This window comes from Streptococcus saliviloxodontae (assembly GCF_016908655.1).
GTDB lineage: Bacteria > Bacillota > Bacilli > Lactobacillales > Streptococcaceae > Streptococcus > Streptococcus saliviloxodontae.
The window spans coordinates 1-14,005 of sequence record NZ_JAFBEI010000049.1; the positions used below are offsets into that span (position 1 = coordinate 1).

Here is a 14,005-nt window from a genome sequence, read left to right on the forward strand (position 1 = left end):
GTCATAAAAATAAGACAATAACCACGTAACGGCTACTGTCTTGATATTATTTTTTCGCTAAAAGCCTTGATAAGCTTGACAAATGGTAGAAAAAATTAGTACCTTATCAAAATCGGAAAATGTTACCATTTATAAACCAATAGTTCAAAGTTCAGGGGAGTTAACTTATGTCAATTTTGATAATTCAAACGATGAGCGTTTAAAATCAGCGCCTATAACTGGAATGTATTATACTCTTGGAAAAGTTGACTCAGATAGTTTGAAAACATTTACTGATATCGGACTTCAAATCGTTTATATGGCCTATCCTTGGTACTTAGGAGGAATTCTACAATTCAATGGGACTTTAAGATTGTTGTTAATGGTATCAATTTACTTAACTTTGTTAGTTATTTTATTCGTTATTAGAACAAAACAGATCAAAGAAGGAGTTATTAGACGTTCTTTAGGACTACCATTAAGTAATCTACGGAGAGATTATTTTATGGTTCTTACTTTTGAAGTAATTATAGCTACGTGTTTAATGCTTGCTTATGGTCATTTTTTAGGTGGTGGTCTCTTTACATATAGTTCTAAATTATTTTTCTCGATACTTCTGACTAATTTTGTTATATTTCAAATCATTGACATCATCACTTTTGCCCTATTTTGGTTAACTATCAAAGTAGAAAAACCTCTTGAAATTATAAAAAATAAAGCAAAGAACAATCTTATTTTTATCGTTTGGTTAGTAGTTATTTCAACAATAATAGTCGTCTCAGGTGTATTTTTACAAGAAACTAAAACTAGCCAAGCGAAAATAAATACTCAGATAAACAATTTAAAACCATGGAATGAGGTAAAAGGGTGGAAAAGGCTAGAATTGCTGGGAATTGAAATCAATTCTATTAGCAACGGAGAAATAAACGATTCTAACTCTCAATACATCAATATAGCATCGGCTTTAAAAACGGTAGATTTTTTATATATAAAACCTTCCTCAGTGTATGTTCCAAATTATATGAAAAATTCTACCATAGCAGAAGAATTTTCTAAAAAGCTAGTAAGCGATGGCATAACCGATCCAGATGTAAATAAAGATTTGATTTATATTAATCAGGCTGGTATTAAAATAGAAAACAAAATTAATGGGACAAACTATCAAATTCTAGATAGTAAAGTAGCAACAATCTATATTCCTGAAAAATTTAAAAATAATAGAGAATCAATTGAGAACACAGTTGTTGCAGAACAATTTTCTGGGACGAGTTTTACTAAAGATGATATTGCAGTACAGATAATTCCTAATGGAAAAAAATTTTTTTATTTCAATGAAAATGGAGATAACTATAGTGAAAATACAGAGGTATCTCCTCTGGAGAGTGCTACAGATAGCAAAGATAATATAGTCGTTGTATTAGACACTAATAAGATGATCGAAAGTAATGATTTTTCATTAGCTAGTAATATTGTAAATAACTCTCTTTTCAGTCCTAAAGCCATAAATAAAATTAATGATTTAAGTGTTAGTTCTAATTTTTCAATTAATCCAGTAGATGTTTACCAAATTGTAAAACTTAATATTCAATCCTTAGAGCATCAAATTTTTCTTTCAAAAATTTTACAGAATATTATTTACGTTATTGTATTTATTCTAATTTATCAATACACTCAACTATTTTTTTATTCAAAACAAAACGATTATGTAAAGAAGATAATCTTAGGTCTTTCAAAAACATATATTGTAATTTCAAGCTTTAAATATTTTATTATAACTATTACAACTATTATTCTGTTTACATTTATTATGACAAAACAAATAGAATTATTATACATTGGTGTGGCTTCATTACTTGTCTTAATTCTTTCTACAGTAATAAGTTTTAGAAAGTTATCTGAAAGATACACTCAAATTTTAAAAGGAGATGAATAATGACAATTGAAATTTCGAATGTTACCAAAAGCTTCGGTTCAAAAAAAATATTTACAGATTTAAATTTAACATTTGAAGAAGGGAAAAGTTATGCATTAATTGGAGGTTCTGGTTCAGGTAAAAGTACACTACTTAATATTATAGGTCGGCTAGAGAAAATTGATAGTGGTAAAGTTCTAGTTAACGAACAAGATATTTGGAAAATAAAAGAAAAAACTTTCTTTAAGAATATTATTGGCTATGTATTTCAGAACTACTCTTTAATAGAAAACAATACTGTATATGATAATTTAAAACTTATCAATAAAGATAAAAAGATTGTATCCGAAGCTCTTGAAAAAGTCGGGCTTTCTGGTGACTACATGAATCAGAGAATCTATGAATTATCTGGAGGACAAGCTCAGCGTGTCGCAATTGCAAGGATGTTAATGAAACCTCGTGAAATCATTTTAGCTGATGAACCTACAGGAGCTTTGGATCGTGAAATTGGGGATGAAATAATTAATCTATTATTAAATGAAACAGCAGAAAATAAATATGTTATCATAGCAACACACGATCCAGCTGTATATAATAGAGTTGACTTTATAATTGATATGAAAGATATAGGTAATAAGGGATGAAAAAGAAATTTTATATTATTTTGACCTTAATAATTGGTGTATTCGTAATTTTCTTATTTGTAAAACAATTTATGACAAATGACAGTTCAACTAAAGCAACAGTCAACTTAACAGTCTATACCACCCCTACTAGTGAGACACAGAAATGGAATAAGGTCGAGAAGTTAGAAACAGAAAAAGCTATTTATCTAGTAACGGCAAAAGAGGTAGCTTCTGTAGAAGAAATATTTTCAAATATAATTGCAGATGGAGCTGCTGTAGGATTTGGAGTTAGTAAGACAGAGGTCAGTCAATATAATGATAATTTAGGAGATACTGTAGAAGATTCTAAAGATAATAAATTAATCGGATTAGAATACCTTACTTTTTCTACCGATAATGAAGGCTTTGTAATAGCAAATTTTGACTATGGTGATAAAGAGTTTAATTCCCAAAAAGAAGGAAAAGAGGAACTATACAAAAAGCTATATGAAGCTTATAAAAGTAAGTAAGTAAATAAATTACTAAATATATTAGGAAATTACAGTTTATCTAATCAAGAAAATGTTTACACTCTTTTAAGTAGATGAGTTTGGAATAGTACTTCAAAAAATAAGAGGCTAGGCAAAAAAAGTCCTAGACCTCTTATTTTCTACCATTTGTCAAGTCTATCAATGCTTTAATCACGTCATACGCATGAAGAAAATGCATGTAACCATTTTCTAGTTATATGCATTTTTTCAAAATATTTTCACAAATTTTACAAATCGCCATAGATAATCTCTCTTTTTCACAATCGTTATATCAAAATTTCTTCACAAAAACATACTTTTTAGAGAGAAAATGTTTTCTGAAAGCAATATTTTCTTCATGCGTTTGGCGTGTGCTTTAATCCCAAAAATAATATCAAGACAGTAGCCGTTACGTGGTTATTATCTTATTTTGTAGTCTGATTTGCAATATGCAGTGGTTGGGAAGCTTTCTTACTGACTTTGTCAGCTTAGAAAGTCCCCTACACAGTTCATTAGGTGCTTTAACACCAATGAACTACTGCTGAGCGGAGAGGATGAAAGCTATGCTTTTCTTATTTTTCGTTAGGTACGATAAGTAAAATCGATGTGATTGATAGGGCGCAGCAGATGAGGTTTGTGATCAAGCCTGCAAGTGCAGCTTGGTCGTAGTTTCCGCTAGCTGAGAAGGCTAGGAAGACTGTCAGTGAAATAGCTGTTCCTAGGGAATTTCCTAGAGAGCTAGCCATTTTATAGATACCTGATGCTGCTCCGACTTCTGCTTCATCAACGTGTGAAATGGCTGTATCTGTTGATGGCGTAGCGTAGATTCCAAGCCCTGTTCCAAAGAGGGCATAACCGATAAAGACAACAACATAGTAGGCTGAGCCTTGAATGTTGACCAAGGTCATCAACAAAACACCGATAAAGGTAATGCAAGGTCCTAAAAGCATTGGCTTACGGGCACCCCATTTTTTCAAGAGAACTTCACCGATACGGATGGTAATCAAAACGCAGGCAAGGTAGCCCAGAGACAGAAGACCTGACGTTGACGCACTCAAACCACGTCCTTTTTGAAGATAAGTATTGATAACAATGAGCGTTCCCGCAACCGTATTGAGCAAGAAGTTAGACAAACTCGCTCCAAGGAAATACTTATTAGCAAAGAGTTTAAAATCAATAAATTTAGTCGTTTGACGATTTTCAACAAAGTAGAAGATAAAAAGTCCAACCAAAACAAGGGCAAAGAGACCTAAAGTCTTAGCTGCTAGGAAACCTTGTTCCTTAGCAGACGAAATCCCCAAGTTCAGCGCCAGCATTGACACGATGAAAAGGAAGAGACCGAGGTAGTCAAACCCCTTAGGCGCCTGCTCAACCTTACTTTCTGGCGTTCCCCAGATCAGTGCAAAGCTGACAAGAGAGGCGATGATGGAGAATATAAAGATATACTTCCAACCCAAGGCACCGGCTACCGCGCCACCAAAGAAGGATGCTAGACCAGTACCGCCCCAAGTCCCCATAGACCAGTAGCTAACCGCTCTCTGACGCTCTGACCCTTGATAATAAGCCTTAACCAAAGCCAAGGTCGCTGGCATGATACAAGCTGAGGCTAACCCTTGGAGGACACGTCCTGTGAGAAATAGCGGAGCGTTGGTCGCAAGTACCAAGCAAAGAGAACCGAGGACATTAAGCCCAAGTCCTAAAAGAGAGAACTTGACACGACCAAAACGGTCAGCAAAACCACCTGCAACAACGATAAAGAGACCTGCCATCAAAGAGGTAATCGAAACACCTGTCGTAATGGTACTGTCTGCCAAACCGAGTGACTGTTGTACTAGAGGTGAGATATTGAGCAATGACTGGGCAAACAGCCAGAAAGATAGAACTGCAAGAACCAAACCAACCAAAAGTTTATTGGTTCCGACATAGTTTGTTTGTGACATGAAATGATTTCTCCTATTTTCCTAAGTATGAGTAGGCAGCAATGAGAGCTGCTTTAGTGCCTGTTTCCAATGTTGGATGAATAGCTGGTGCGAATTTTGGACTGTGGTTAGGGTAGACCTCCTGCCCTTCCACAAAGCCACCAAATCCCCAGTAAAGATAGGGAACATCAAAGGCCTGAGCCAGATAAGAAAAATCCTCTGAAGCTGTTAGGGGCTCATAAGTGACCACATTGTCCTGACCAAGGTAAGTTCCAAAGGCTGATGCCACGCGCTCCTGAACAGTAGCATCATTTGAAGTCAATGGAAAATCATCAAAGACTGAAATCTCAGGCTCTTCCAAACAGCCACCTGCCTGACACTCGGCCAGAACGATGCGACGAATCGAAGAGAGCAACTGCTCCTTAACCTCTTCGTCATAAGCACGGATATTGAGCAAGAGAGTTGCCGTCTCTGGGATGATATTGGCTTTTAGCCCTGCTTGGAAGGAACCAACAGTCACCACCGCAAACTTAAAGGGGTCAACCTCTCTAGCCACAATGCTCTGCAATTTTGACACAATAGCCGAACCAATAACGATAGGGTCAATACTGAGGTTAGGCATAGAACCATGAGCCCCGCGCCCCTTGATAAGGACCTTGAGAGAAGCTGCGCTTGATAGGAAAGGACCCGTTTTGCTACCGACCTTACCTGCCTCTGGACTGGTGAGCACGTGCTGAGCCAAAGCAACATCCGGCTTTGGAATACGCTCCACCAAACCATCTGCCAACATGGCCTTGGCACCAGCAGCAATCTCCTCACCGGGCTGAAAGAGGGCAATATAAGTCCCAGACCAAGCCTCTCGATGCTGAGCCAAGGCCCAGGCAGCACCTAGCCCAGCCGTGATATGCGTGTCATGTCCGCAAGCGTGCATCACTGGAACAGTCTGACCATCAGTGTCAGCCATCTCGACCTGCGAGGCATAATCAAGTCCAGTCTCTTCTTTGACAGGCAGACCATCAATGTCAGCCCTAAATAGAACTGTCGCTCCCTCACCATTTTTAAGAACACCGACGACACCGCCGCCAATCAGCTGTGTCTCATAACCATAAGATATCAGAGTCTTCTCGATAAATGCTGCTGTCTCACTCTCTTGCATAGAAAGTTCTGGATGGGCATGAAGGTACTTGTAAGTCTCCTCCTGCCAATCTCTAATCTCTCCAAGCGAAGATAAGATTTTTCTTAACGTCACGCGCTACCTCCCTTATCGGTTGAAAATCTTTATTACTTGATAGTATAGCACGTTTTTGACCGAAATCTCAATGCTTTATTACCATTGTCATGTTAACTGACCTGACATGACAGCAGACAATCATTAAAAAAGCTGGGAAACCATGTCCCAGCTCTTCATAAAACTAACCGATTACCTCTAGCCACAAAGACTAAACCACTTATCAGTATTTCCTTAGTTTAACCTTTTCCCAAAACGGAAACGGATCCAGTCATGTATGGCTTCCTGCCACTTGAGGTAGATAATCACTAGCACATCCAAAACAGAAATCAAGAAGCCTATCCAGAAACCTGGTGTCTTATAGTGCATCTCAATACTGTGATTACCAGAGGAAATTGGAAATGACATTAAACTTCCCCAAGCCTCTTTCGTCGTAACCTTTTGACCATCGACAGTGACCGTCCATCCCTTACTGTACGGAATCGTCGTCATCATCACATTACTATCGTCAGTAACATCAACAGTCCCTTTGACACTAGTGTTTGTCCATTCTGTCACTGTCATGCTTTGTTGTTCACGTTGCTTAATGACATCACGAATTGCTTGCCCATTGGCACGAACAAGCCCAGCACCCGTCATATTGACGTCGTCATCAGTATCAAAACGAAATTCTAAAACACTCTCTTGACCTTCTGTATTATTCGTCAACTGCCAAAGTTGCTTTTGTGAATAGCTCTGTTGGTTGTTCAACCATTGATTATTGAGCAAGATAGAGACGTGACCTCGCGTCTGCTTGAGCAGATAAGGTGTCAAATAGTAGTAAACATAGTTACTCTTAGGCACAACTCTATAGCGAATGATACCTAACTTTGTGTTATCAATCCGTTTGTAAATCGTTTGACCTGCTGCGTTTGTTGTCTCCTTCATATTCTCTACTTCGGCAGTCGGTAGACTAAACAATTCAAAATACTTAGTCGTTGTTCCCGCCATGCTGTTGAGAATGATATTTTGATTCGATACAGGATTATTCTGACCAAACTTAATGCTCTGCGTCACATTATTTGTGGCGAAAGCTAGTGAAAAGACATCTGGATTTTCATAGACAATATAGCGATCATCCTCATAAGCAACTGAAGGGTAATTGTCACGAATATCTTGACGGCTAGTCATACGAGAAAAATACATCTTGTCTGGATTAGCATTGACTTCTTCAGTCGTATAATCTTTACGATCGACATAGTAACGCACGCCATAAAGCGCATCTGTCAAAGCTGTACCATTAGCATATTGGGTTGAAGCATTGACACCAACATCGCCCATATAAGAGAAGAGATCAATCGTTGACCCTTCCAAACTTGAGCTAAAACTACTCAATCCAGGATAGGAGATCAAGGACGGTGTGGTTTTCGAATAAGCGAACGTCATGGCAATACGGTAAAACTTATCTGAACTATCCTTTTGAATAGCATCTGTCACCTTTTTGACGGAAACCGCAGCATCACTAAATTTATAAGCATCCGCATATCCCAGAGTCACCTGTGACAAGTAAGCATTGTAGCCGAGTTCAGCAATCGTCACAAGGGCTAAAATCGTGTAACCTAGTCGTTTCGGACCAATGTAAAAAACGAGCAGAACAAGACCAAAACTGATAATTGTTAAAGATAACTGCGTTAGAAGATAACCTTTATTAAGAAGCGTTATCGTTGTTGGAATCGCAAACAAACACAATCCCATAAAGAATAACTTCACTGACCTTGAACGCGCCAAGAAACGCCAAGTGATATAAGCCAATCCAAAGAAAATAAGACAAACGACAACTGCAATCACTTCACGATGCGATTTAACAAAAGCTGTCGCACTCTTTGGCTGTTTACTTGCAATATAAGTATAGGTTTGACTAGCAACATAGGCTGCACTAGTCCCGATCACCACTAGGCCAATTCCGACTCCCTTCCAAGTTAACTTCGGTGTTTCACAAATTGCCTGAAAGGCTAGTAAAACCATAAAGAAAGACAATAGCCATGAAAAACGGTAAAAGAAACCTGCTGGATTCTGTCCCATATGCCAAATCTGACTTGTAAACTCATGGACAAAGGAAACAAAGAAAACAAAAACAATCAAACCCGCAGCAATTTTTTTTGCTTTAGATACCTGAGCAAAGGCAAAGAAAAGGATAAAGCCAACTAAAGCAAATGCACCCACATAGATATTGGGTAAGTTAGGACCTGCAGACCAACCTGATGTCGTATCAAAGCCACCGATAACCAACTTCGACAAAATGTCTAAAGGATTAATCTGGAGAGCCCATTTAAAGGTCATACCAGTACTGACTTGCCCCTTACTTTCCATCAAGTTCAGCACAACTGGATACAAAAGCACAGCTGTTGATAAAACACCTAATAACGAATAAAGCAAGGTCTTTAAAAGTGGTTTGGCAAACGACGTTAGAGCCTCTTTCCACGATTGATGCCCCATAAGACGGGGTGAGACGTAATAACAAGCATATAATGCAATAAACAAACAAATCATATAGCCCATGTAGAACTGTAAAAACATGGTCAAAGCAAGTAGCACAATATACTTAAATGGTCTAGCACCGTCCAGCAACTCTTCTAAAGCTACAATAACCAAAGGTAACATGATCATCGCATCATAAAAAATGGTGTTCATCTGGTAAGAAACCAGCATCCCTGACAAAGTATAAGCTGTCGCAAAAACAGGAACTAAGTAAGGATAGCGCTCGCTACCTCGATAACGCCTTATCAATAGATAAGCAAAACTCATTCCGATGGCGCCGTAGCGCAACCAAATCGTCAGAAAAACAGCCCAAGCAAAATGATTTAAAGGCGTTAAAATATAGATGATGTTAAATGGACTTAGGAGATAGTAAGCTAAAACACCAATCATTGGTCCACCCAAAGATTTGGTAAATGAGTAAGAGAAAGCTGACCAATCTCCTGACAAAACTGATTCTTTTAGAAGTCCATAAAAACTAATGTACTGCTGGCCAAAATCAACAGCCATCAAGGTCTTGGTTCCAAAAGGAAACATTCCCATTATAGCCCAAACTGACAACATCACTGTCATCGGCAACAGTGCACTTAGGCACAATAGTAGTATTTTTCGATACTTGTCACAAAAATTGACAATAGGTTTACACCAGTTGACAATATCTTGACGCCACAAAAGAAGCTTATCCTTCATGATTAACCGACCCTATCCTCTCTAGCCTCATCGATATTAGTCTCCCCTACAATGAAGTGAGGCCTGCGTTTTACCTCATAGTAGATCTTGCCGATGTATTCTCCTAGGATGCCGATCGAAATCAATTGTACACCACTAAATAAAATGATAGCAGCAATAGTTGTAAAGTATCCACTGACAGTATGACCTGGATCTGTAAAGTATCTGACAAACTCAAAGAGTAAATACAACAAGGCTAACCCAATACTAACTAAACCAAACTGGATACAGATTCGCAGAGGCTTATCGTTGAAAGAGATAATACCTTGGATGGCATAGTTAAATGACTTTCTAAAACCAAACTTACTCTTACCAGCTTGTCTGACTTGGTTTTTATATTTGATAACTTTTTCCTTAAAGCCAATCCATTCGTAAAGTCCCTTATTAAAACGGTTGTACTCTGGAAGTTCTAAGAGGGTCTCCACCGCTCGACGACTCAGTAGCTTTAATTCTGATTTGCCATCTGTCAAGCGAACATCCATTATCACATTTGAAAAAGCATAGAAAAGATGGGCAAACAAACTGCCTAAACGTGACTCCCCTGTACGATCCCTCTGTCCACTGACCAAGTCATAACCTTCTTTATAAGCCTCAATAAATTGAGGGATTAAACTTGGTGGATGCTGAAGGTCTCCATCCATAACCATGACCGCATCTCCTGTCGCATATTTAAATCCGGCAAGAATTCCACCCTCACGGCCAAAATTTCTACTAAGACTAATATAACGAACATGGGAGTCTTTCTTTGCAATATCCTGCATAAGGGATAATGTAGAGTCCCTACTACCATCATCAATGTAAAGCAACTCGTAAGCATCCAATGTCTTATCGGAAATCAACTGCTCTAGTTGTTGCGACATTGCTTCATGTGTCATCGCAATCATCTTTTCTTCATTATAAAAAGTAATGAGTAATGATAATTTCATAACGCCTTCCAATCTTTCTAATATATAAGTAGGAGAAACTCAGTATTCACAAATCTCCATCATAGCTGTCCTAAAGTATCCCAAGATACTAACCCAGTGCCTAAAGCAAAATCCCTAGAGACACCCCACGATCAACCTACTAGTTCTTGAAAAATGATTATTTTTCTTAAGCGGTCAATCAGGGAGAAGCAAAAAATGACAATACCATCTAGCGACTACAGACTTTTAAAATCCCAGCCACGTGCTTTGTAAAGATTTTCTGATTCAAGCTCTTTCTAGTAGTTTATCATATTATCTTGAGTAAACAAGGTTTCTGTTATAACAAAAAAGCTACGGAAAATTTCCATAGCTTAAATAGGACCAATACATTCGCTATGAGGAACTATTGTCACTATTTTTTCTACCTCTAAGCATTCAATTTATTTCCATTTTACATAGAAAGAAATAGATGCTACGGAGATAAGCAACACGATACCTAGCAACGATAGCCAGAGAGTTGATGAGTCTCCTGTACTTGGGAGAGCTGCTTTTATGGCATCCTTCGCTTTAGTAAGTGGTGTACCAGTATGATTTGATCCACCTTTACTTGGTACTACAGTTCTAGCTTTAGTCGTTGACTCTGTTGTACTTTCTGTCGTTGTTGTCGTTGGCTCTTCAGTCGTACTTTCTGTCGTTGTTGTTGTTGGCTCTTCAGTCGTACTCTCTGTCGTCGTTGTCGTTGAAGCCTCAGTCGTACTTTCTGTCGTCGTCGTTGTTGACTCTGTCGTACTCTCTGTCGTTGGAGCCTCAGTCGTACTTTCTGTCGTCGTCGTTGTTGACTCTGTTGTACTTTCTGTCGTTGTTGTCGTTGAAGCCTCAGTCGTACTTTCTGTCGTCGTCGTTGTTGACTCTGTTGTACTTTCTGTCGTTGTTGTCGTTGGCTCTTCAGTCGTACTTTCTGTCGTTGTTGTCGTTGGCTCTTCAGTCGTACTTTCTGTCGTCGTCGTTGTTGACTCTGTTGTACTTTCTGTCGTTGTTGTCGTTGGCTCTTCAGTCGTACTCTCTGTCGTTGTTGTCGTTGGAGCCTCAGTCGTACTTTCTGTTGTCGTTGGCTCTGTCGTACTTTCTGTCGTCGTTGTTGACTCTGTTGTACTTTCTGTCGTTGTTGTCGTTGGAGCCTCAGTCGTACTTTCTGTCGTTGTTGTCGTTGGCTCTGTCGTACTTTCTGTCGTTGTTGTCGTTGGCTCTGTCGTACTTTCTGTCGTCGTCGTTGTTGACTCTGTTGTACTTTCTGTCGTTGTTGTCGTTGGCTCTTCAGTCGTACTCTCTGTCGTTGTTGTCGTTGGAGCCTCAGTCGTACTTTCTGTCGTTGTTGTCGTGCCGTCTCCATTAGCACCACCATTAGCTCGTACATTGGCTACAGAGAAATTGAACTCATCACCATTAACAGCATCTTTACCATTTTCTTGATACCAAGCCTTACTGTGGTTGTCAAAGGCTGCCTGTTTTACATTATCCACTTTAGTTAAATACATAATACTGATACTGTTTAATGAAGCCCATTCTCGTGGGATATAAACGCTAATTCTACCTGTTACAGCATCTGTATAAATTGAAGAACCGGGAAAATCTGCTGCAAAGTCTGTTCCAGCACTTTCTCCAGAATACACTTCATTTCGCTGACCAGACACTGTAATATAGAAGCTACTCAAATCCAAAGTCTGTCCAGACTGAATATTATCCTCTACACGGACAACATCGTCGACGTAAGCTTTATTATTATTAATATTCAAGAACCAGCGTACATGATCTGTATCTGTCGGTAACATATCACCTGTCTTGTAGTAGAAAACACCACCTGTTCCAGACTTACCTTTAGTGACATTTACTCTTACCGTCTGATTACCTCCCGTAATATCGAAAGATCCTGTATGCTCATCACTTGTATCAGTTAAATTACGAGCTTGAATTTCAAACTCTCCCCAACCATTGATATTTTGTAAGCCTTCAATATTACTATTAAAAGTAACCGTAGCTCTTCCATCAGTGATAATCATATCACCAACGTGTTTGCCTTGAATATCAAGATTAATTTGCTTACTGAAACCCGAACCGTAAACTGTTCCTGAGTTTTGCCATGTTACATTTATGACATCACCTGATTTAATCTTCTGTGAATGCTCATCAAATGTAAATCGTACAGTAGTTTTACCACCGTCATTAATATCACCTGATGATACTGTTAACGATGAGATATTACTACTAACATCATCCGCTTTTACAACAGTCGTTAGTGTCAAAAAACTAAAAACAAAAACGAATGTTGTCAATAAAACTTTCAGAAATTTCCCCAAAATCACTACCTCTTTCTTAAAACATTAATCATGATGCCATGATATTACTACAATTATATATTTGCGTATAATTGTTTGTCAATATTCAAAGCAACCAAAATTCTCATAAACGCAAAAGGTTATAATTTGCATATTCAAATTATACAACATCATAAATGAAAATTTTGATCGAAAATAATCTATTAACTAATAAATTATTATAAAAATAAACCATTTAGACTCATTCATCGTTAATTTTCTTAAAGTGATTACAAAAAACAATAGATCTTCTAGTCATTTTGAAATAAAAAAATAATTTCCTTAAATTTTCTATATCACCTTATCCTATCCGCAATAGTATATTGCATATTCACTCGCCCATTCTTTACAATCTATTAGTCATCCCTCAACAACACCTTGATTAACATTAAAAATTCTATAATTATTGTCTGCTAAAATAAAAAATCTCTTACTTGACCACTATTCCATTCTTTTTTACAATAAGGTCATGTTAACATTTTTAATCCCAACTGCTAAGGAAATGAAAATTCCTAATGAATCTTATCCACACGCCTTAACTTCAAAAAGCTCTGCTATTATCCAGGAAATGAGTCAGATGAGTCCTGAAGAACTAGGGAAGTGCTACAAGATCAAGGAAGATGCTGCTCAAAAAGAATTTGGTAGAATTCAAGCTATCCACAATAATACAGCACCTGCCTACCCAGCCATCGATCTCTTTAACGGACTCATGTATCGTTATATCAAAAAAGAGTTATCCACAAGTGAACAACTCTATCTTAACCAATCCGTTTTTATTACCTCCTCTCTTTATGGTATTATTCCAGCAAACTTTCCAATTGCAGAGCATCGTCTTGATTTTCATACAAAAATAAAGGTTCAAAATCAATCTCTAAAAAACTATTGGAGAAAGGATTACGATAACTTCGTTGCAGAAAAGGAACAAATAGTATCCCTGCTATCTAGTGAGTTTGAAGAAGTATTTTCAGCAGAAATTCGTCAACAATTCCTTAAAATCAAATTTATGGAAGACAAAGATGGACAACTAAAAACACACTCAACCATCTCAAAGAAAGCTAGAGGCGCTTTCCTAACAGCAGTAGTTGAACACAACATTCAATCAATAGAAACCTTAAAAGACCTACAGTTCGATGGCTTTTATTTCCTAGAAGACTTATCCATAGACGATCAGTTTGTCTATATCAAAAAGGTTTGAGGATTTCCTCAAACCTTTTTATTATGGCTCTATAATTTCTGTAGTGGGTAAATCTCATTCAGATATTGTAGGGCTTTTTAGCGGTATGAAAAAAGCCCCACATGACTTATAATGAAA

General features: G+C 37.8%; 9 protein-coding genes. 4 read left to right on the top strand and 5 right to left on the bottom strand.

Annotation, left to right across the window (positions count from 1 at the left end):
- Positions 1-82: 82 nt before the first annotated feature.
- Genes JOC31_RS09175 through JOC31_RS09185 form a run of 3 tightly spaced genes read left to right on the top strand, consistent with a single transcriptional unit; the run spans position 83 to position 3,026 of the window.
- Complete coding sequence (locus JOC31_RS09175; protein WP_239551763.1) at positions 83-1,912, top strand: ABC transporter permease; 1,830 nt, start codon at positions 83-85, stop codon at positions 1,910-1,912.
- Positions 1,912-2,535 (top strand): ATP-binding cassette domain-containing protein, encoded by a 624-nt coding sequence (locus JOC31_RS09180; protein WP_205017862.1) that lies wholly within the window; start codon positions 1,912-1,914, stop codon positions 2,533-2,535. The genes JOC31_RS09175 and JOC31_RS09180 overlap by 1 nt, the downstream gene beginning before the upstream one ends.
- Positions 2,532-3,026: a hypothetical protein gene (locus JOC31_RS09185; protein WP_205017863.1), complete on the top strand. Its 495-nt coding sequence runs from the start codon at positions 2,532-2,534 to the stop codon at positions 3,024-3,026. Before JOC31_RS09180 ends, JOC31_RS09185 begins: the two co-directional genes overlap by 4 nt.
- 572 nt (positions 3,027-3,598) lie before the next feature.
- Here JOC31_RS09185 and JOC31_RS09190 read toward each other — a convergent pair.
- The 5 genes from JOC31_RS09190 to JOC31_RS09210 all read right to left on the bottom strand — a co-directional run bounded on the left by JOC31_RS09190 (position 3,599) and on the right by JOC31_RS09210 (position 12,651).
- Positions 3,599-4,966 carry an MFS transporter gene (locus tag JOC31_RS09190; protein WP_205017864.1) on the bottom strand — a complete coding sequence of 456 codons (1,368 nt, stop codon included), beginning with the start codon at positions 4,964-4,966 and terminating at the stop codon, positions 3,599-3,601.
- A 13-nt stretch (positions 4,967-4,979) separates the two neighbouring features.
- The gene (locus JOC31_RS09195) at positions 4,980-6,194 is read right to left on the bottom strand and encodes an amidohydrolase (protein ID WP_205017865.1); all 1,215 of its coding nucleotides are present in this window, start codon (positions 6,192-6,194) and stop codon (positions 4,980-4,982) included.
- A 213-nt stretch (positions 6,195-6,407) separates the two neighbouring features.
- A complete protein-coding gene (gene pgfM1, locus JOC31_RS09200; protein ID WP_205017866.1) occupies positions 6,408-9,377 on the bottom strand; it encodes a glycosyltransferase PgfM1 in 2,970 nt (989 codons plus the stop codon).
- A gap of 2 nt (positions 9,378-9,379) precedes the next feature.
- Positions 9,380-10,342, bottom strand: a complete 963-nt coding sequence (gene pgfS / locus JOC31_RS09205) for a glycosyltransferase PgfS (protein WP_205017867.1) — start codon at positions 10,340-10,342, stop codon at positions 9,380-9,382.
- Positions 10,343-10,761: 419 nt separating this feature from the next.
- Positions 10,762-12,651: an LPXTG cell wall anchor domain-containing protein gene (locus JOC31_RS09210; protein ID WP_239551765.1), complete on the bottom strand. Its 1,890-nt coding sequence runs from the start codon at positions 12,649-12,651 to the stop codon at positions 10,762-10,764.
- Positions 12,652-13,162: 511 nt separating this feature from the next.
- Between JOC31_RS09210 and yaaA the strand changes: the two genes are divergently transcribed.
- Complete coding sequence (yaaA, locus tag JOC31_RS09215; RefSeq protein WP_205017869.1) at positions 13,163-13,888, top strand: peroxide stress protein YaaA; 726 nt, start codon at positions 13,163-13,165, stop codon at positions 13,886-13,888.
- Positions 13,889-14,005 lie beyond the last annotated feature (117 nt).

What these genes read in the sequence shown, in the direction of transcription:
- JOC31_RS09175 (WP_239551763.1), top strand. Translation starts at nt 83, where the DNA reads ATGGTAGAAAAAATTAGTACCTTATCAAAATCGGAAAATGTTACCATT.
- JOC31_RS09180 (WP_205017862.1), top strand. Translation starts at nt 1,912, where the DNA reads ATGACAATTGAAATTTCGAATGTTACCAAAAGCTTCGGTTCAAAAAAA.
- JOC31_RS09185 (WP_205017863.1), top strand. Translation starts at nt 2,532, where the DNA reads ATGAAAAAGAAATTTTATATTATTTTGACCTTAATAATTGGTGTATTC.
- JOC31_RS09190 (WP_205017864.1), bottom strand. Translation starts at nt 4,966, where the DNA reads ATGTCACAAACAAACTATGTCGGAACCAATAAACTTTTGGTTGGTTTG.
- pgfM1 (WP_205017866.1), bottom strand. Translation starts at nt 9,377, where the DNA reads ATGAAGGATAAGCTTCTTTTGTGGCGTCAAGATATTGTCAACTGGTGT.
- pgfS (WP_205017867.1), bottom strand. Translation starts at nt 10,342, where the DNA reads ATGAAATTATCATTACTCATTACTTTTTATAATGAAGAAAAGATGATT.
- yaaA (WP_205017869.1), top strand. Translation starts at nt 13,163, where the DNA reads ATGTTAACATTTTTAATCCCAACTGCTAAGGAAATGAAAATTCCTAAT.